The sequence below is a fragment of the Clostridiales bacterium genome (assembly GCA_017569285.1).
Classification (GTDB): Bacteria; Bacillota; Clostridia; order Christensenellales; family Aristaeellaceae; genus Aristaeella.
Genome location: CP069419.1, coordinates 102,118 through 120,918, shown reverse-complemented (window position 1 = coordinate 120,918; position 18,801 = coordinate 102,118). Strand labels below are relative to the sequence as shown.

The window sequence follows — 18,801 nt, the reverse complement described above, 5'->3', positions numbered from 1 at the left end:
TTTGTGGATTAATCAGGAAGCTCTCCGTCAAATACAAATTCAGCCGGGCCTTCCTGGTATACAATTCCGTCTTTCCATTCAATCAGAAGATTCCCGCCGTTCAGTTTCAGAACGGCCTTTTTTTCGGTCCGTCCACTGATAGCCGCAGCGGCCAGTGTTGCGCATGCGCCGGTCCCGCATGCCAGTGTTTCACCGCTCCCCCGCTCCCAGACACGCATCCGGACACAACCGGGATCAATCACAGTGGCGAATTCCACATTGGTACGGTTCGGAAACAGCGGATGACATTCAATCATCTTTCCGATGGTATGCACATCGAAATGGTCTGCATCATCAACAAATATAACTGCATGGGGATTTCCCATACTGACCCGGGTAAATGAATAGGTTTTTCCGCAGACGGAAAGCATTTCATTCATCGGACCGATTTCAGGCCGGCCCATATCAACCCGTACGGATGCGGCTTTTCCGTTTTCATCCCGGATGATCAGGCGTTTGATACCGGCGCCGGTTTTCAGGGTGATTTCTGTTTTGCGGCACAGGCCGCGGTCATACACGTATTTTCCGATACAGCGCGAAGCATTTCCGCACATCTCCGCTTCGCTCCCGTCAGCGTTGTACATTTTCATTTCAAAATCAGCGGTTTCACATGGTTTGATCAGGACCAGGCCGTCACTTCCGATTCCAAAGTGACGATTACTCACCCGAATGGAAAGGGCGGAAGGATCCTGTACCTTTTCTTCAAAACAGTTTATATATACGTAATCATTGCCGAGCCCCTGCATTTTGGTAAATCTCATTTCACAATCCGTCCTTTTTACTCAACATAACCGGATACTGAAAACCCGTCATTATCTTCAACAAGGACAACCTTTTCCTCTTCTTCCTTCGGATGGCCCTGACGGATGAACTGGTTCAGTTCCTTCAGGCGCGCTATACGGCTTTGAACCCGGTGGCCGGTCAGCGCTTTGCTGCGGTACTGGTCAAATAGTGCACGGACGCCCATGGTAACGGGAATGGCCGCCCATAAGCCGGTTGCGCCTGTAACCACAGTACCGATTCCGATTGCAGTACCGGTTTTAACCATTCGGAACATACCGTCTTTCAGGCCGGTTTTACCCGGTTTTTTCCCCAGCAGGACCTTGGTGCCTTCTGTAGCGGAAATAATCACAAAAGGCAGGACGCCTCCGATGCTGCTGCTCAGTTCTGCCAGCAGGCCGGTTTCTTCCAGCAGGCCGGTATCCACGGCGATTTTGTCGACATAGGTCAGGCCGGTGGCAATTGTGTCAACAACCGTATCATGTTGGCGTTTTCGATATTCATGGACGATTTCTTCATATGTCTTCATTGGGATAATCCTTTTCAGAAGAATTTTTGGATAATGGTAACAAGGACCCAGGCCCCGGCGGCGATTCCGACAAGCCAGGTCAGGTCGCGTACGATGCTTCGGCTGTTTTTGATTTTTGAAGATTCTTTACTTGTTTTTTTTTCCAGGACTGCAATCCGGTTTCGAAGCTCGGTAATGGTCTGGTCAACAGCATTTTTCTCTTCATCAACTGTTTTTTCAACCAGGTCAATTTTGCTTTCAACCTTCTGGATATGACGGTCTTCATCGGTAATCATTTTGTCTACTTCGCGACGGAGTTTGGACTGGTCTTCGCAGAGGCCTTCAGCCACCAGGGTCATTTCAGCGGTAAAATCCTCGATGAGCTTGGCAGTGTTTTCCCCTTTTACCAGTTTCAGGGCGCCGTTCCAGAATTTCTGGGCCCCGTTTTCAGCTTTCGCCTGTTCGGGAACAGACAGGTTTCCTTCCGGACCGGATACCGGAATATCAGGGTTTACAGAAAGCTTGGTATCTGCCATATTCAGTCTCCTTTATCAATATCAGATATAGGTAATGTAACGGTCGCCGCATATCAGCTGGATACTGTTGTGGAGAGGTCTTCCCTTCTGGTCATACACAACTTCCCTCAGTCGGATCAATGGGTCTCCGGCTCGGATGTCAAGCAGTGAAGCATCGGTATCATCTGCGAAAACCAGGGATATTTCGTGGGTTGCCTGATCCGGTTCAATACCGTACTGCCGCAGGACCTGATATAGGCTGCCGTTCAGGTTTTCATTTTCAAGATAGGCATAGGTCATTGGGAAATGGTTGGTTTCAAGTGCGACTGGAATTCCGTCTGCACGCCAGACGCGGATGGTTTCAATAACATGCTCCCCGGGTGAAAGGCCCAGCTCTTCACAATCGGCGGAGTCTGCTGGCTTTTCCGTAATCCGGATTACGCGTGTCCCGGCCCGTTTGCCGCTTTTCCGGCAGGAATCATGAAAACTGTGGATACTTTTCATATCGCGGCTCAGTACCGGTTCAGACACAAAAGTGCCTTTTCCCTGCTTGCGTTCCAGCATTCCGTCTGCCGTCAGCTCAGCCAGGGCCCGGCGTACAGTTACCCGGCTGACCTGGTAAATGTTTTCCAGCTCATGCTCGGGAGGAATGCGGCTGCCGACGGGATAATTTCCTTTTTCAATATCTTCGGCAATCCGTTGTTTCAGTTGATGATAGAGCGGACTGGAACTGACGTTCAGGAGCTTGCTCAAATGCTATGCCTCTTTCTGTTGTATTATAATGTTTCAATACAACATAATGATATTAACACCAGAACAGTCCAAAATCAAGAGTTTGCCGGTTTTTTTATCCGGCAAACTCTTATCATTGTGGTTGAACCTTTTGAATACCAAGGGCTTTTTGTGCGACAGGATAAACATATATTCCGATCAGTCCGCATGCGATCAGCTCACCGGCCCCGACTGTCAGTACCAGGAACCACCATGCATCCGGTACATGATAAGCATAGATCAGCACGATCGGAACAATAATCGCATTGCTGAGAACCGGCGGGATCCAGGACCACTGCGGGGCCTTTTTTCGCATCATCCATGTTCCGACAGCTCCGATTACGGTTGCGAGTGTTCCAAAGACAACGTCCTGCCAGGGACTTCCCATAATGAAATTGGCAATCAGGCATCCGATACTGAGACCCGGAACAGCGGCTGATGTAAGGCAGGGCAGCATACACAGGGATTCGGAAAGACGGACCTGAATCACACCGCTAGCGAGACCGAACAATTGTGAAACCAGGGTTAATACCACATACAGTGCGGCAATCAGACCGCCATAGACAACGAACTGGGTGGAACTCTTTTTCATGTTTCAATTCTCCTTTAGTTTTGTTTTAGGTGAGGAAGGTCTCGAACTCACCACGCATAAGCGCAAATGGCAGTATACAGGATTTTCCGGATGAAATCAAGCAAATAAAAACTCCGGAATCGATTGATTCCGGAGAACGGGATTCTGAAATCAGCGCTTGCTGAACTGGGGAGCACGACGCGCAGCCTTGAGGCCGTACTGCCCTAATAAAGGTCCTTAGTCAGTATGCTGTAGCTGTGTCCCTTCGGATCGTCCTCTGTTCTGGTGCAGATCTTGTACCCGTGCTTTACGAAGTAGTCTCTCTGCCAGTCGAACGTACCGAGCAGCATGAACAATGCGCCCTTCTCCTTCGTGTCCTGTTCGGCCTTTTTAAGGAAGTATTCGCCGAGTCCCTTATTCCTGTGCGGTTCGTCTATCCAGATATCGACATATGCGTTGCCCCATGGGCTGTAGCCTGCGATATACCCGGCGATTATGTTCCCGTTTTCATCGGTGATCTTTCTCCCAAGCTGCTCGTCGTTATCGTCCCCGCTTGGATACTGGGCATCATTGTAATCTCCCAGCCCTTTAAGGATGACATCTCCGTCTTCCTTAGTTCCGGCATGGATCTCGCACTCCATTATTTCTTCCGGCCTTGACAGGACATATTCCTTCGAAGGAAGATCCAGACGCTTCGACAGCGAATAATTGCAATGCCCCTTCGGCCAGTCCTCTATCACACCGCAAAGCTTGTAACCGTGTTTCTCGTACAGCGGCCTTGCCTGAAAGTCAAATGTGCCAAGGGTCATAAGATCACAGCCCTTTTCTCTTGCAGTGCGCTCAGCTTCTTTGATAAGAGCGGAGCCCAGGCCCTTCCTGCGGTACTTTTCATCCACCCACAGTATGTCCAGATCGGCAACCTTCCACGTGTCTATTGCCAGTATGCATCCGGCGATTATCCTGCCGTCGCCGTCTGTGATCTTGAAATACAACGTTTCCTCCTCTGCTCCCGGAACGGGCAGCGCCACGGAGTGATCGTATTCGCCGACCTTGCCTTCTATAAGGTCTTCGTCACCCTCTTCCAGGGGCTTCAGTTCGTACTCTATTCCGTTAATAAGCATTGTTTTCCTCTCTAAATAGCAGTATTCCATTTACAGTCTGCAGGCAAGCGATTATATGTATTATAAATCAATCAAAGCCATTATACAAGTATATAAGATATCACAACTTAAGCCCGGCTGCCGTTTCGTACAACAACCGGGCTGTGTAATGGAGGCTTTTCTTCTGAGAAGACAAAGACGCCAGGCAGAAGAACTTTCTGCCAGGTGTCCTGGATGATGATAAAACCGGATTGGAACTGTCTGTTTCGGCCAGATTCGGCCAAAAGGACCAATTTCAAATCGTAGTCTGGATAGAGGCAAGGAAAGAGGGATCAAACCGCTTTTCGGGGAGGAGACATGCCGCCCTTCAATCCTCGAAAAACGCACTTTTTGCTCTCCCTCATTTAGCCCATTTGTTAACTATAAAGGCCCACAAAACGGCGGTTAGCCCCTCGTTAACTATAAAAAATCGGTCGAAAACCATGGAACGCCATGAAAAACCATCAAAGATTTCCTGGCATGAAAAAACCCTGAAACCGTTGAGGTTCCAGGGTTTTTTGATGATTTCGACTCGAGATCAGCGCTTGCTGAACTGCGGAGCACGACGTGCAGCCTTGAGGCCGTACTTTTTCCGTTCCTTCATTCTCGGGTCACGGGTCAGCAGGCCGGCCTTCTTCAGCGTACCGCGAAGCTCAGGATCAGTCTTGCACAGGGCACGGCTGATGCCATGACGGATCGCACCGGCCTGTCCGCTCAGTCCGCCGCCCTTAACATTCACCATCACATCGAAGTTTCCGATGTTGGTCAGATTCAGGGGCTGACGAACAGTCATCTTCAGGGTTTCAAGTCCGAAATAATCGTCGATATCACGCTTGTTGATAACGATTTTTCCATCGCCGGCGACCAGACGAACGCGGGCAACGGCTTTCTTGCGGCGACCTACAGCATTGTATTCTACCTTAGCCATTTTGTTTTACTCCTTTCCGCGTCACTTCAGGTCGAGCACTTCAGGCTTTTGAGCAGCCTGGTCATGTTCGGCTCCGGCATATACTTTCAGTTTCTTGGCCATCTGACGGCCCAGGGGGCCCTTGGGCAGCATGCCGACCACGGCACGACGGACAGCGAATTCAGGCTTTTCAGCCATCAACTTCCGGTATTTGGTCTCTTTCAGGCCGCCGGCATATCCGCTGTGATGATAATAGATTTTCTGATCCAGCTTTTTGCCGGTCAGGATCGCTTTGGAAGCATTTACGATGATGACAAAATCACCGGTATCCATATTGGGCGTATAAATGGGCTTGTTTTTGCCGCGCAGGATGTTTGCAACCTGGCTGGCCAGACGGCCCAGTACCATTCCATCTGCATCAACGACATACCATTTGCGGTCAATGTCGGCAGTCTTCGGAATAAACGTCTTCAAGACAATTCCTCCTCAAGTATTGTGGATAATCTTACCGGTCATGATGGTCAGCATGAACGGCTATAGTCAAGAGCTACCGGGGCTAGCGGAGCTTTTGAAACCAAACCTTATATTACTGCTGTTTATATGCCTTGTCAAGTAAAGATTTACAATATATTGCAGGATATTGCAGAATTTATGCATGCTGATCAGTTTTTTATATCCGGATTCCGAACTGACGCATTTTTCTGCGCAGCTGGGCGGCATCCTGGTGAAAAACAATCCCGTTCCATCCGCATGTGATGGCGGCTGCAACATTTGCAGGTGCGTCATCTATGAACAGGCATTCTTCCGGATCCAGGAGGAATCGGTCTGTAAAAATCTGGTAGATTTCACGCATGGGTTTGACAACTTTTACATCACAGGAAACCAGCTTGCCGTCAAAATAACGGCTGACAGGAAACAACGGCCAGTAACGATGCTGGGCCGTGCTGGCATTGCTCAGAAGAAAAAGCCCGTAACCGGCATTTTTCAGATCGGCGACCAGTTCCCGCATTCCGGTGAATTCATCGCCGGGAATGGCCCAGTGATGGAGAAGATTGCTGACGGTGGGATGAAGTCTTTCCGGAAATCTTTCCAGGATAAACGGTTCAGCTGTTTTTTCCTCCAGAATTCCGCGGTCCATCTGCGCCCATTCAACAGAATTGAAAAGTTCATCCAGAATCAGCCTGCGGTCTTCCGGATCGGTGATCCCTTCGCGCTCAATGAACAGCGAAGGATCGAAACGAATCAGGACGTTTCCCATATCGAACACGATATTCCGGATCATTGGCTTTATCCCCTTTCATATTCTTCATGGCTGAAGCAGGTTGTTGCGAAGCCCCTTCGGATAGTGGTTTTTGATGATCCCGCCGGTTCCCTTTCCCCAGCCGAGCGGCATACCGTTGCAGGTAACAACTGTCCATCCGGATTCATTTCCGTCAACTGTTTCACCGGCCATATAACGAAGTGCGTGTTCCGGATCTACAATGCTTTTCTGGATGGAAGAAGCAGCAATATAAGCGGAAGCGTGATCAGGAATAAAGTAGCTGTCATGGATTTCACCCAGATGCAGTCCGATACGGTAAACGGATATTCCCTTGATATCCGGAAGGAACTCCGTATGAATCAGTGTATGACCGAATATATGAGTTGCATTGGGAAGACCGGGAAAAGAATCAGCAAACCTTACTGCATCTTTTGAACCCGCCTTTGGCAGAGACGTATCGGGAATGAATGGGCATTCACTGTTTCCTTTTTTCTTCAGCAGTGCGGTGAACTGTCCTTCCCCTTTTGTCCGGTGCGGATAACAGGTAAAAAAACCGTTTTTCCCGTCGGCTCCGGGCAGCTGGAAAGGTTCTGCTTCCCAATCACTGTGAGTATTCAGGAACCATTGGATCATGTTCTCATTTTCGTCAGGATTGAAAGTGCACGTGGAATATACGAGACGGCCTCCGGGACGGACAAGTTCAGCTGCGGATGTCAGGATTTCCCGCTGCCGTATAACACATCCGGAAGCCTTTTCAGAAGACCATTCGATTCTGGTCTCAGGATCCCGGCGGAACATACCTTCACCGGAGCATGGAGCATCTGCAAGTACAGCGTCAAAACAGCCCTTCCAGCGTGAGGCAAGGATTTCAGGACGTGCGCCGGTTACAACAGTGTTCGTAATACCAAGACGTTCGATATTCCGGCTCAGGATCAGCGCTCTTTTCGGAATAACCTCGTTGCATACCAGAAGGCCTTTTCCGTGCATGGCACATCCGATTTGCGTGGCTTTTCCGCCGGGAGCGGAGCAGAGATCGAGTATTTTTTCACCGGGGCGCGGGTTGAGTACTTTTACAGGAAGCATTGCTGCCGGATCCTGAAGATAAAAGGCTCCGGCTTCATGCCAGATGGTGATTCCGGGAGTTTCTTTTTCAGACAGATACCAGCCGTTTTCTTCCCACGGAATCCGGTCACCGGTCATCCATCTAACGTTTTCTTTGCAGGGCTTCAGTGGATTGAAACGGATTCCGCGAATGGCCGGTTCATTCATCGCCCGGATGAAATCATCCGTTTCATTTCCCAGCTGGGTTTTGATACGGTGCAGGAAAGCAGGCGGCAGTACATTGATCATATGTTATCCATCCATTCAGGGACCATATAGCGCCGAACAGCCATTTTAGGATGATGGCATTCTGCCTGATCGATGATACCGGGCATCCCGGCAGATACAATGCAGCGGATGTCCATCAGGGCTGCACAGGAAGCGGTTACTGCCTCACCCGTTTCAATCATTTGCGGGGTTGTATCATTGGCCAGATTGGTATTATTGATGATCATATCAATCTGCATCCGGCTGCGGTCACGGATCCGGCGTGCCAGGTCCATGATATCTTCCTGATTACCGGTAAGGGGACGCATACAGTTGACAACAAGCGCCATAACTGTCTGATCCCGGCGCTGTTCAAATGCATGGTGGTATCTGCCGAGGGCTGCAGCACCGGTATCATCTCCGCCGACATCGAAGATTACTTTGTCTGAAGGAAGCTCAAAGACACTCTGGATTTCAGCCGGAAGTGCGGGAATATCCACAGTTGTCAGTGCAAACGTCGGCATCAGCATTCGGACACCGGCATTCTCCATTTCCTGGTATTTTTCTCCGCTCCTGAAATAAGGATTGACGATATCCAGGTCAACGAGCGTTGTGCGGAGACCGGCTTTTGCATAGGAAAAAGCCAGATTCAGGGCCAGCTCGGTTTTGCCGCTGCCATAGTTGCCTGTCAGGATAATAAAACGCTTATGATCGAGTACCTGAATCATCTGAAGGTTCTCCGTTATCTTTCCAGTTTCTGGGATATACAGGGTTATGATATGCTTCCGACTGGTCAATGACCGGTTTGGGGGGATCAAAATGAATCATATCTTCTTCCGGATTGCCGAAAAGCTCAGCAACATTGATCCGCCTTCTTCTGGTGCGGACAACAGGATCCGGGTTCCGTCTGGAATGATCGGTTTCGTTTATGGGTTCGGGAACATCTTCCGGTTCCGGTACCGGCCGGCGGAAAGGACTGTCGGCAGGGACTTCGGTTTTTCCGTAATCATTTCGTTCTGCATTGAATCTTTGTGATGGTCCCGGAATCGGGATGGCAGGTTTCTGAGTCGCTGCATCAATCCTGGTATAAGGATCTTCCCCGGAATAACCGGGATCCTGGTTGGATGCAAACAAAGGCTGATATTCGCTTCCGTATATATGATGATGTGATTTGATGTCAGGTCCGTATGAAGTCCCGGACGCGGGATCTGTATGGCTGGAACGGATAATTCCTTTTTTTCGGTCAAAATAGCTTCTGATAACATCCAGCGGTCTCCAGCGGAAAAGATAAACGGATAAATCAACAACCGTTCCGACTGCAAACAGAATCAGGGCAATCACAATCCAGTGATTGCCGATCCATGTAAATAGATTTCCGCCGTTTTTATCTGTCAGACCGGACCAGATCAGGGAAACGACCGTCCGAAACCATCCGATCATCAGCGTGAAAACGGTATTTGCAAAACCGCTCATGACGATCTCCTTGCTTTACTTTTCAGTTTCAACCGGTCCGACTTCCACCGTAACAAGAATTGTATCGTTGGAAAGGACCGCATCACTGGACGGTTTCTGAATTTTGACTTCAAATACTTTGGTATCGGTCAGCCCGTTTACATTTACAGGCTCAACCGGCAGTTCGTTAAGTTGATCCAGTACGCCGGAAGGAGCTGCCACTGAAATGGTTTCAGGAGTGAAACGGGGTGCTCCCTTGATTTCATAACCTTCTTCGGGATACCCTGTTATCTTGATGCTTTCTGCGGCGAGATATGACTGAACAGGCAGAATCGTTGCGGAATAGAAAATACTGTCGAAATCGGATCCGAAACTGGAAGAAATTTCGAACAGGGAACTGTCAAGCGGTTCTCCGGCATTATCGAAGAAAACGAGTTTCTCCTCATTCTGGTAAGTTCCTTCTTTCCATTCAATGGATTCATAATCCACATATATCCTGGGGCGTGAAATGGATGTTACCAGCTGTTTCGGTCCGCTTACAGAAATCTTGTCAGGTTCAATTGTCAGGTTGGAAATCCACCAGCCATCCGGTTTGTCACCTTTGTAATCGGCTGTAACAGGAAGCACCTGCCGGGTCTTGTATTCATCCACATCCACCGTAATGGAAGACGGGCTGACGCTGATCACTTCCCCGTATGTGGCATTTTTGCTGTAGAGGATATTCAGTTTCTGCTCACCGGCAGAACGAATCCGGCTCAGGTCAACCCTGAGATTGTAGGCGCCGGATTCAGCTGTATCGTACTGAAGCTGCGGAACCGCTGCGGTGACATTGATATTGCTGAGAAGTTCTTCAATATCGGAAGTAACAATATAGTTGTTCCGCCGGAGGGTATCGGATCCGATCACCGTAACAGGAACATTCTGGAAAACCTTTTCGCGGGTAACATTTTCATCCTGTGAAATCAGCCCGGCCCAGAGAATAACGGCAATAATGACAGCAAGTAGCTTCAGCCATCCGTTATGCAGGAATAAATGCCGGATTCCGCGAACAATGAGTTTAAGGAAAACAGACATCCTGTTTTCATTCTTTTCCTGTGTCATTTCCGGGACACCCCCAATCCTGAACGTAATGCTTTCAGAACAGAAGATATCCAGGAGGATTTATCCGAATAGATCTCCAGCAGAAGCTGCCGCAGGCCGTCCATGGTCATCGGGCGGGTCAGTACACCGTCCCGGGCCATGCTGATAATTCCGGTCTGTTCAGAAACCACAAGGACAATCGCATCCGTATTTTCGCTGATTCCGACGGCCGCGCGGTGGCGGGTTCCAAGCTCGCGGCTGACGCCGCTGGCTTCTGCAAGGGGCAGGATACAGGCAGCGGCCATAATGATCTCATCACGGATAATAACAGCGCCGTCATGCAGCGGAGTATTCGGTTCAAATATATTTTCCAGAAGAGGCGCGGAGATGGATGCGTTCAGCCGGGTCCCGGTTTCAATCACATCTTCCAGACCGGTCTGCCGTTCAAATACAAGCAGTGCGCCGACCCGGCGTTTGCTGAGGTCGGAAACCGTCTGGATGATTTCGGATATCAGGATTCCATAGGCATCATCATCATGACGGTGTTCGTTGTTTTTGGTAATCAGTTTGCTGCGGCCCATCTTTTCCAGTGCTTTCCGGAATTCCGGCTGGAACAGGATAACAAGCACAATCGGACCGTTCTGCAGGATGGAACGGAGAAGCCAGTTCAGGCTGACCATGCCGAGGAGATTGCTCAGGAAAGCAATCATAAGCAGAAGAAACAGCCCTCGAAGGAGGGCGCTTCCTCTTGTATGTCTTGTCAGCAGAAGCAGTTCGTACAGGATGACTGCAACGATCAGAATATCGATAATGTCATTGAATCCGAGCCGGTGTGTCAGATTCCATATCATGTTACGGATTGTACCCATGATATCTCCCATCTGATCACCTCCTCGCCGCTCTAATAATTATACACGAGCGTCCGGGAAATGAAAAGACCATTTTTCCATATGTTTCCGGGTTTTCAGCCGTGCTCTGTCAATTTCTGTTCCAGATGTCCGTAGGGGTTGCGGAATTATATATACCGGGATTCTCTTGGACGATAAACTGCCGCATCATATATCCGTTGTAATTTCCGATGCTGATATAGCACCAGTCGGCCACATTGGCAATAACGGTCAGCGGTGTGCCGACGGCAAAAGAAGTAATTACCTGGTACTGTTTTCCGGGACCTGTACGAAGATTGACGGATTTTCCGTTGGCACTTGTGACATAGGCAGCCGGTACCGAAGGCGCGGGCTTACTTTCGGACGGTCTGGAGGTTGTGAGGAATTCAGTCATCATATATCCGTAAGTCTGGCCGATTCGGATATAGCTCCAGGAAGCACCATACTGAATCATACGGGCAGCTGTTCCAACATCATAAGTGGCGATTGCCCTGTTGATTTTGGAAGGCCCCATACGAAGGTTGACACCCTTGCCGTTGCGGCTGGTTACATATACATCATATTCTCCGATGGAAGGAACAGCGCTTCCCTGCCCGTTGTTGTCCCCGCTGTTGTTTTTGCCGGTAAGGTATCGTGTCATCATATACCCGGTATAATTCCCTACACGGATCATACTCCAGTCTTTTCCATAGGAGATAATAACGACTTTTGTACCCGGGGCATAAGAGGACAGGATAGAATAGTTAGTTCCGGGGCCGGTCCTCAGGCGTACATTCAAGCCGTTCTTGCTTGTCACCCATGCATCTGATCCGCTGGAGATTCCGGATCCCTGGATTTTCAGGTAATTGCCAAGCATGTATCCGGTCATTCCGTCGGGAGCGATAACCGAGTACCACGATCCGGAACGGCCTGTAATCTGTACAACAGTGCCGGACGGATAGCTGGAAACAATCTTTCCGCTGTAGGATGGAGCATTTCGGAGAATCAGCCACCCTCCGAAAACGGTACCGGTATCATTTGCTGCAGATGAAACGGCGCAAACAGACAGGGTAACAGCAAGAACCAGCAATGCTGCCATGCACCTGGATTTTTTCATTCTGGTTTTCATTGAATTCATCCTTCCATGTTGATCCGCGCTGGATTCCCCCGGTATTTGGCAGAGGAAAACGGATATTTGCTGAACCGTCCTGCTAATTAAGTGCGGTTCAACAATATAACGATCATTATACGGTATTTATTCCGGAATATTGAAAAAAGAAAAACCCTTCCCATCAGGAAGGGTTTTCAGCCAATCTGAAAGATTAAGCTTCGGCAGCCTTGTTCAACTGCTTTGCCAGACGGGCCTTTTTCCGATTGGCGGCGTTCTTGTGGATAACGCCCTTGGAAGCGGCTTTATCGATTACAGCGGAAGTCGCGGACAGCTGCGCACCGGCATTGGACGGATCGGCGGCAACAGCGGCATCGAACTTACGGACAGAAGTACGCAGGCCACTCTTGACAATGCGATTCCGCAGATTCTTCTTCTCACTGACCTTAACGCGCTTTTTTGCGGACTGGATATTCGGCAACTCGGTTCACCTCCCCTTAGATGATAAAAAACCATCGCTCCGTATATTAGCATGCATATGGACAAAATGCAAGTATTTTTTCCATGAAAACAATTGTTTTCATAAAAGCCGGAGCCCCTTCTGCGGAGCTCCGGCATGCATAGGATTCATGTTATTTTACTTTCAGGCTCCCGGTGGAAATCAGTCTTCCGTTGACACGCGAGAACAGGGTTGCGCCGTTTCCGGTAAAATCAAGGCGGATTTTTTCACCGAGCCGGTAAGTGATGCCGCCGAAAACAACGCTGGTCAGCAGGAAGTTGCCGACCTTGATCCGGAGGGTTGTTTCCATTCCGGTCGGCATGGCGGAGAAAACCTCCCCTTCAATGGGACCGTTGTCACATACCGTCACAAATTCAGGACGGACGCCGACGACCCAGTCATTGCGGTCCGGTTCGGCAGTACTCAGTTCTGCGTCATTGACAACAGATACCGGATATTTGAAAGGAACATCCTTATTTGTTTTTTCAGCAGGGCGTTCCTTGGCTTCAAATGCGGCGATATCTGCATCGGCAGCAGCGTACCATTCATCTGTTTTGACAGATGCGGAAGGTTCAAATACAGCTTCATATCCTTCCAGGAGATTCAGGCGGAAACTTCCGTCCCCTTCCTGCTGTCCGCGTGCGTTCATAAAGTTGATTGCGGGATTTCCGACGAAGTCCGCGACGAATGTGTTGTTGGGCTTGTTATATACAGTCAGCGGATCATCATACTGCTGCAGGACACCGTTGGAAATCAGGCAGATTTTGGTGGCAAGCGTCATGGCTTCCATCTGGTCATGGGTTACATAGACAAATGTGCTTCCGGTGGAAAGATGCAGGCGCTGCAGTTCGGATCTCATTTCCAGCCTGAGTTTTGCGTCCAGGTTGGAAAGCGGCTCATCCATAAAGAGTACTCTGGGTCCGGGAGCCAGTGTTCTGGCAATTGCGACACGCTGCTGCTGGCCTCCGGAAAGCTCTCCGGGATAACGGTCCATGAATGGCTGGATCTTAACGATTGCGCTGACGCGGGCGACGATCTTTTTGATTTCATCCTTGGTCAGCTTTCTGGCAGCGCCTCCTGCATCCGGATTTCGGATAATCTCTCCGTCATCTGTAACAGAAAGACCGGGTTCCTTGATGTTGCTCAGACCGAAAGCGATATTCTGGTAAACAGTCATATTCGGCCAAAGTGCATAGTTCTGGAAAAGGAATCCGACGCGGCGCTTGTTGGCAGGCACATTGATTCCGGCTTCACTGTCAAATACGACCACATCGTCAATGGTAATCCGGCCGGTTGTCGGGGTTTCAAGACCTGCGATCATCCGAAGTGTTGTGGTTTTTCCGCATCCGGAAGGTCCAAGCAGGGTTACAAACGCGTTGTCTTCAATAACCAGATCCAGATCATCAACCGCATAGAATCCACCCCAGCGCTTTGTAACATGCGTTAATTCGATTCTAGACATTATTTCATCCATCCTCTCTATTATTTGGAACTGCCGCCGCCGATTCCGCTGTCAATACTTGCGCCGGTCAGCTTGTTGATCAGTGCGTTGAACAGCAGAATCACCACGATCAGGATCAGGTTGATGCCGCTGGAGAATGCATACAGGCCCATTTCATCGAAATAATCGAGAAGTGTTGTAATGATCTTGGACTGGCTGCACAGCAGCATGAACAGCGTCAACTCACGCAGACAGGTCATGAACGGAAGCAGATAACCGCTGATGATACTGGACTTCTGAATCGGAATAATAATGCGGGTCATGCGTTTCCACCATGAAACATCCTGGATAATGGCAGCTTCCTCGATTTCACCGGAAAGCTGCATCATGGAGTTCAAAGCGCTTCTGCTTGCAAACGGGATGTACTTGACAGTGCCGGCAAGAATCAGCAGGAGGAATGTATTGTAAATACCGACGGAAGACCCGAATTTGGCAAATGCGACGCCGACTGCGAGCGCGGGCATCAGGTATGGCAGGAATGCCATGTTGTTCACATAGCCGGCCCATTTGCTCCGACGGTTTTTGCTGACACAGTACCCGACAAGTGTACCGATGGTGCCGGCAACAAGGGCACAGCATATGGCAACCAGCAATGTTCCGCCGAAAGCGTTCCATATTGTTTCGTTGAACAGCATTCCCTTCTGGCCGTACATGCCGTTTTCGGAAACATTTTCTGCGGTCAGCCACCATTTGGATGTCAGGTTCCCTGCAGCGCCGCTGGTGAGGAACGAGTAATCACCCGGATTAGGAAGGAATGTTTCAACTGCAAACATGATAATCGGAACAATACCGGTGAACAGTGTGGTCAGAATATAAACTGCGGAAAGGATGTATTTTCCGATTCCGAGATTTACGACACTGCTTTGGCCGGATTTTCCGGTAACGGTGGTAAAGTTCTTGCGTCCGGATGTCGTTTTCTGGTTAACCAGCAGGATTCCGATACCGAAAAGCATCATGATGACCGCCAGGATGCTTGCCTCACCGGTACGCTGCACATTCATTTCAACGTATTTTGTGGAAAGGGTGGAAAGTTTCAGGTAATGGGGAATCGGATAGGAACCCATGGCGCTGGAGAAAACCAGCAGGATTGTGCTCAGAATGGCAGGTTTAACCAGGGGAAGCGTGACACGGAGAAATGTTTTCCAGCGGGGTGTATTCAGGATGGTAGCGGCTTCTTCCAGATTGGCGTCCATATTCCGGAAGATTCCGCCGATCAGGATGTATGCGAAAGGTGCATAATGCAGGGCAAGCACAACGGCACTCGGGAACATGCCCTGGCACCACCAGAGCGGCATCCGGATTCCCAGTACAGAAGCAAAAAGGCCGTCAGCACCCTTTGTGATCAGGTTGCTGTTGAACAGGTTGCGCCAGATCACCGCCAGGGTCCATTGCGGCATGATATAGGGGAAAATAAAGATGGAACTCAGATATTTTTTGAATTTGAGGTTGGTTCGTGTAACCAGGTATGCAAAAAGTCCGCCGTAAAAAATGGAGCCGATACAGGCAAATACACTCAGGAGGACAGAGTTCAGCAGCGGTGTCCACAGGTTGATCTGGGCCAGTTTCCGCGCGGTATTGGTAGCTGGAGCAAACAGATCGGTCCAGTTGTATGTAGTATAAACCTGTCCTTCTGCAGCTCCGCGGGTATCAACCGTTCCCTGGTGGATTGTCACTGTATCCCGGACAATGGAGAATGCGGGCCAGATAGTCGTAATGGTCAGGATGATTCCCAGTGCCAGAAGAATGGCATTCTGGGGCTTGGAAAGATAATTCCTGACTCTGTTCAGCCGTCTTTTCCACGGACTGATACGGGAGATCGCAATGGCTGTCATTTCTCAGTCCCCTTTCAGATCATCCTGCTTTATTAATTGGATAAAGCAGGAAAAAATTAAACCCATCAATAGGGATAGGCGGCGTACCGATACCGGTGCGCCGCCCAGGGGCTATCCTGAAGATTTCTTACTTCATACCGATAATCAGGTCGATCCAGTCGCCCATCGTGTCAGCGACAGAAGCGCAGTATGCAGGATCTTCCACAATCAGCTTTCCTTCATTCAGCCACCAGTCATAGCCGCGGTCATTCTTGGCTGCAAATTCAACTTCATCCGTGCGGTTTCCGTTTTCATCCAGCTTGTTGCCATCCTTGCTGTGATCCTGCATGCAGGCAGGCACAGGAGCGTAACCGCCCATATCCTTGCCCCAGGCCTTGAAACCTTCCTGGGTGGTCGTGATATAGGCGATGAAAGCGCAGGCCGTCCACGGATACTGGGTTGCCTTCGGGATCATCATATAGTGCTTGTAGGCATAACCGCCGAAGCCTTCATAATCATCCTGATATGCGGCAACGGTGACATTGTTGACAGATACGGATTCACTCTCTTCCACACTGCGGAGTTTGGAATAAACAAGCAGACCGCACTGTCCGGCAGCGCTCTTGTCAACCAGGGTTGTGCAGATCGGGCCGTCATCGGTTTCCTCGTGATACTGTTCGCACCAGAGCTTGATCCATGCAAGGGCATACTTGATGTTTTCACCCTCAAAGCCCAGATCGGCAGCTTCGGCTTCCATTTCCTCCACGGTCGGAGCAAATACCGCCTGCTTGTCTGCATCCAGCTTGTCGTATGCATCTTTGACGATTGCGGCATAATCATCGCGGGTCAGCATATAGAGGAAGTTCTTGCCGACCGGTTCAGAGTTAACGCCCATGAAGAGCGGATGCACATCGGGAGCAACAAAGTCCCAGCAGTTCTTGTAGGAAGCTCCGCCGACATTGTTGAACTCGAATACCTTGTTCAGAGTCTGGAGCGCAAGCGGATTCTCGTTGTTTTCCTTGGCAACACCTTCTGCGTTTGCCCAGTCATAAGGAACAAAATTGAGCAGTTCGCCGGTATTCAGCATCTTGCTCTGGATCTGGTTGCCGTCCTGGATCAGGGTGACGAAATATTCATTCGATCCTTTCAGGGCTTCAAAGATCGTGTTGTTCTTGGGCTGGGTCCATTCGATCGTCGTGTCGAAATTCGGATCTATGCCTTTCAGTACTTCAATGAAGGTTTCTTTTGCGGTTTTTCCGCGGCTGGAGTTGCCGATACCCAGGAGGCTCTTTCCGTTGGCTTCTTCAATCGCCTTTTTGAACAGTTCTTCATTGGGCATGGTCTGAGCCTGGGCAATGATTTCCTCAAGGGTTTCAGCACCCGCAAATGATACCATGGAAAGCACCATCAGCAATGCAAGTACAATGCAAAAAAATTTTTTCATACCGAAATCTCCTTTTATTTTATTGTGTGGCAGTTTCGCCTGCCCTTTACAGTCATTATAATCAATTTGTGGGAAAAATCAACACCGGATTTTACATTTTCTTGCTCTTTAATCTTTTATATTTTTCGATTATAATAAAGCAGATGCATAAGAAGTGAAGGGGCTTTTCCTGATGAAGCGGAAGGTCGGGGTTTTTTTTGATGGATTTGACCCGGTAAATGCCGGACACCTGGAGGCTGCGCTTTCCGCTGCCGGGAAACTGGGGCTTTCATTTGTGCTGATGGGTCTTTTGTCCGGAAAGGCAGAAGAATCTTACGGGATCCGGTGGCGCATGCTCGTTGCCGCCTGCTCGGATACCGCGAACCTTATTCCGGTAAGGACAGAACAGGAATGCATTGCGGAAAGGATGGAATTCCTTCAGGGGAAATATCCGGATGATGAACTGGTTATTATCAGCGAACCGGCAGATACAGTATCCGGATTCAATAATATGATTGTTGGAGAAATCAGGCTTGGTTCACGCAATGTATGCTTCGGCTCCATATCTGTTCCGCTTCCTGTATATGAATATATTTCAGCGGCCGGTTTATATGGTATTCCGGCCAGGATCGTGGAATCCGGCAGATGGCTGGAATGCCTGTTTTCTGCATTGAAGCCTCACCGCTTTGCCCATTCACTTTCGGTTGCGGCGACTGCCCGCCTTCTGGCCGAAAGATTTGGGGAAAATCCGGAAAAGGCAGAAAAAGCTGGACTTCTGCATGACTGTGCCAAAAACCTTTCACTGGCGGAAATGCAACGGATTATCGCTGAAAACGGAATGATTGTGGATGAGCAAATGCTAAGTCAGGATTCCCTGCTTCATTCAATTGCCGGCGCGTGCCTGATTCAGCGGATGTATGGAGTTACTGATCCGGATATTATTGATGCGGTTGCCAGTCATAATACCGGCCGTCCTGGAATGAGCCGCCTTTCCATGTGTGTATGCCTTGCTGATTCCATTGAACCGGGAAGAATGCCGTATCCGCATCTGGACGAAATCCGATGCCTTGCGGAAACATCCCTTGAGAAAGCGCTTCTGCTGTCCCTGGAAGGAGTCCGTGACCAGGTTCTCTCAAACGGATGGTATCTGCATCCCCGTACGCGGGATACGATTGACTGGCTCAGATCCCAGGATGTTCAGTAAGCGGACGGTATTTATGGATGGGATTGGCCGTTAACACGGTTGAATAATAAAATGGAGG

At 49.6% G+C, this 18,801-nt stretch carries 20 protein-coding genes; 1 reads left to right on the top strand and 19 read right to left on the bottom strand.

The window, feature by feature from the left end; genetic code table 11:
• Window positions 1–8: 8 nt before the first annotated feature.
• From JNO48_00595 to JNO48_00505, 19 genes are all read right to left on the bottom strand, one after another.
• Window positions 9–800, bottom strand: coding sequence for a diaminopimelate epimerase (locus tag JNO48_00595; protein ID QTE68446.1), 792 nt, complete (start codon window positions 798–800; stop codon window positions 9–11).
• 17 nt (window positions 801–817) lie between these two features.
• Window positions 818–1,348, bottom strand: a complete 531-nt coding sequence (locus JNO48_00590) for a hypothetical protein (GenBank protein ID QTE68445.1) — start codon at window positions 1,346–1,348, stop codon at window positions 818–820.
• 14 nt (window positions 1,349–1,362) lie between these two features.
• Window positions 1,363–1,863, bottom strand: coding sequence for a hypothetical protein (locus JNO48_00585; GenBank protein ID QTE68444.1), 501 nt, complete (start codon window positions 1,861–1,863; stop codon window positions 1,363–1,365).
• Between the two features lie 21 nt (window positions 1,864–1,884).
• Window positions 1,885–2,595 (bottom strand): GntR family transcriptional regulator, encoded by a 711-nt coding sequence (locus JNO48_00580; GenBank protein ID QTE68443.1) that lies wholly within the window; start codon window positions 2,593–2,595, stop codon window positions 1,885–1,887.
• Window positions 2,596–2,707: 112 nt separating this feature from the next.
• The gene (locus JNO48_00575) at window positions 2,708–3,205 is read right to left on the bottom strand and encodes a QueT transporter family protein (GenBank protein ID QTE68442.1); all 498 of its coding nucleotides are present in this window, start codon (window positions 3,203–3,205) and stop codon (window positions 2,708–2,710) included.
• A gap of 203 nt (window positions 3,206–3,408) precedes the next feature.
• Entirely contained in the window at window positions 3,409–4,305 is an 897-nt protein-coding gene (locus JNO48_00570) for a GNAT family N-acetyltransferase (GenBank protein QTE68441.2), read from the bottom strand.
• A gap of 556 nt (window positions 4,306–4,861) precedes the next feature.
• Entirely contained in the window at window positions 4,862–5,251 is a 390-nt protein-coding gene (gene rpsI, locus JNO48_00565; protein ID QTE68440.1) for a 30S ribosomal protein S9, read from the bottom strand.
• Window positions 5,252–5,272: 21 nt separating this feature from the next.
• The gene (rplM, locus tag JNO48_00560; protein QTE68439.1) at window positions 5,273–5,704 is read right to left on the bottom strand and encodes a 50S ribosomal protein L13; all 432 of its coding nucleotides are present in this window, start codon (window positions 5,702–5,704) and stop codon (window positions 5,273–5,275) included.
• Between the two features lie 196 nt (window positions 5,705–5,900).
• Window positions 5,901–6,512 carry an HAD family phosphatase gene (locus tag JNO48_00555; protein ID QTE68438.1) on the bottom strand — a complete coding sequence of 204 codons (612 nt, stop codon included), beginning with the start codon at window positions 6,510–6,512 and terminating at the stop codon, window positions 5,901–5,903.
• 24 nt (window positions 6,513–6,536) lie between these two features.
• The gene (locus tag JNO48_00550) at window positions 6,537–7,841 is read right to left on the bottom strand and encodes a hypothetical protein (protein QTE68437.1); all 1,305 of its coding nucleotides are present in this window, start codon (window positions 7,839–7,841) and stop codon (window positions 6,537–6,539) included.
• A complete protein-coding gene (locus JNO48_00545) occupies window positions 7,838–8,527 on the bottom strand; it encodes a ParA family protein (GenBank protein ID QTE68436.1) in 690 nt (229 codons plus the stop codon). Before JNO48_00545 ends, JNO48_00550 begins: the two co-directional genes overlap by 4 nt.
• A complete protein-coding gene (locus JNO48_00540; GenBank protein ID QTE68435.1) occupies window positions 8,505–9,272 on the bottom strand; it encodes a hypothetical protein in 768 nt (255 codons plus the stop codon). The genes JNO48_00545 and JNO48_00540 overlap by 23 nt, the downstream gene beginning before the upstream one ends.
• Window positions 9,273–9,287: 15 nt before the next feature.
• Entirely contained in the window at window positions 9,288–10,352 is a 1,065-nt protein-coding gene (locus JNO48_00535; protein ID QTE68434.1) for a hypothetical protein, read from the bottom strand.
• Window positions 10,349–11,212, bottom strand: coding sequence for a diadenylate cyclase CdaA (gene cdaA, locus JNO48_00530; protein QTE68433.1), 864 nt, complete (start codon window positions 11,210–11,212; stop codon window positions 10,349–10,351). Before cdaA ends, JNO48_00535 begins: the two co-directional genes overlap by 4 nt.
• Before the next feature lie 97 nt (window positions 11,213–11,309).
• On the bottom strand, window positions 11,310–12,326 hold the full coding sequence (locus tag JNO48_00525; protein QTE68432.1) for an SH3 domain-containing protein: 1,017 nt from the start codon (window positions 12,324–12,326) through the stop codon (window positions 11,310–11,312).
• Between the two features lie 193 nt (window positions 12,327–12,519).
• A complete protein-coding gene (gene rpsT / locus JNO48_00520; GenBank protein ID QTE68431.1) occupies window positions 12,520–12,786 on the bottom strand; it encodes a 30S ribosomal protein S20 in 267 nt (88 codons plus the stop codon).
• Between the two features lie 151 nt (window positions 12,787–12,937).
• Window positions 12,938–14,266: an ABC transporter ATP-binding protein gene (locus JNO48_00515; protein QTE68430.1), complete on the bottom strand. Its 1,329-nt coding sequence runs from the start codon at window positions 14,264–14,266 to the stop codon at window positions 12,938–12,940.
• A 20-nt stretch (window positions 14,267–14,286) separates the two neighbouring features.
• On the bottom strand, window positions 14,287–16,137 hold the full coding sequence (locus JNO48_00510; protein QTE68429.1) for an iron ABC transporter permease: 1,851 nt from the start codon (window positions 16,135–16,137) through the stop codon (window positions 14,287–14,289).
• Window positions 16,138–16,264: 127 nt separating this feature from the next.
• Window positions 16,265–17,560 carry a hypothetical protein gene (locus JNO48_00505; protein ID QTE68428.1) on the bottom strand — a complete coding sequence of 432 codons (1,296 nt, stop codon included), beginning with the start codon at window positions 17,558–17,560 and terminating at the stop codon, window positions 16,265–16,267.
• A 172-nt stretch (window positions 17,561–17,732) separates the two neighbouring features.
• On the opposite strand from JNO48_00505, the gene yqeK reads away from it, so the two are divergent.
• Window positions 17,733–18,743 (top strand): bis(5'-nucleosyl)-tetraphosphatase (symmetrical) YqeK, encoded by a 1,011-nt coding sequence (gene yqeK, locus JNO48_00500; GenBank protein QTE68427.1) that lies wholly within the window; start codon window positions 17,733–17,735, stop codon window positions 18,741–18,743.
• Window positions 18,744–18,801: the final 58 nt, after the last annotated feature.

Bases quoted from the DNA above. Each gene is read 5' to 3' on its own strand.
- rpsI (QTE68440.1), bottom strand. From the start codon at position 5,251: ATGGCTAAGGTAGAATACAATGCTGTAGGTCGCCGCAAGAAAGCCGTT.
- JNO48_00525 (QTE68432.1), bottom strand. From the start codon at position 12,326: ATGAAAACCAGAATGAAAAAATCCAGGTGCATGGCAGCATTGCTGGTT.
- JNO48_00510 (QTE68429.1), bottom strand. From the start codon at position 16,137: ATGACAGCCATTGCGATCTCCCGTATCAGTCCGTGGAAAAGACGGCTG.
- yqeK (QTE68427.1), top strand. From the start codon at position 17,733: ATGAAGCGGAAGGTCGGGGTTTTTTTTGATGGATTTGACCCGGTAAAT.
- JNO48_00505 (QTE68428.1), bottom strand. From the start codon at position 17,560: ATGAAAAAATTTTTTTGCATTGTACTTGCATTGCTGATGGTGCTTTCC.
- JNO48_00515 (QTE68430.1), bottom strand. From the start codon at position 14,266: ATGTCTAGAATCGAATTAACGCATGTTACAAAGCGCTGGGGTGGATTC.
- JNO48_00570 (QTE68441.2), bottom strand. From the start codon at position 4,305: ATGCTTATTAACGGAATAGAGTACGAACTGAAGCCCCTGGAAGAGGGT.
- JNO48_00545 (QTE68436.1), bottom strand. From the start codon at position 8,527: ATGATTCAGGTACTCGATCATAAGCGTTTTATTATCCTGACAGGCAAC.
- JNO48_00540 (QTE68435.1), bottom strand. From the start codon at position 9,272: ATGAGCGGTTTTGCAAATACCGTTTTCACGCTGATGATCGGATGGTTT.
- JNO48_00575 (QTE68442.1), bottom strand. From the start codon at position 3,205: ATGAAAAAGAGTTCCACCCAGTTCGTTGTCTATGGCGGTCTGATTGCC.
- JNO48_00585 (QTE68444.1), bottom strand. From the start codon at position 1,863: ATGGCAGATACCAAGCTTTCTGTAAACCCTGATATTCCGGTATCCGGT.
- cdaA (QTE68433.1), bottom strand. From the start codon at position 11,212: ATGGGAGATATCATGGGTACAATCCGTAACATGATATGGAATCTGACA.
- JNO48_00555 (QTE68438.1), bottom strand. From the start codon at position 6,512: ATGATCCGGAATATCGTGTTCGATATGGGAAACGTCCTGATTCGTTTC.
- JNO48_00590 (QTE68445.1), bottom strand. From the start codon at position 1,348: ATGAAGACATATGAAGAAATCGTCCATGAATATCGAAAACGCCAACAT.
- JNO48_00535 (QTE68434.1), bottom strand. From the start codon at position 10,352: ATGACACAGGAAAAGAATGAAAACAGGATGTCTGTTTTCCTTAAACTC.
- JNO48_00550 (QTE68437.1), bottom strand. From the start codon at position 7,841: ATGATCAATGTACTGCCGCCTGCTTTCCTGCACCGTATCAAAACCCAG.
- JNO48_00595 (QTE68446.1), bottom strand. From the start codon at position 800: ATGAGATTTACCAAAATGCAGGGGCTCGGCAATGATTACGTATATATA.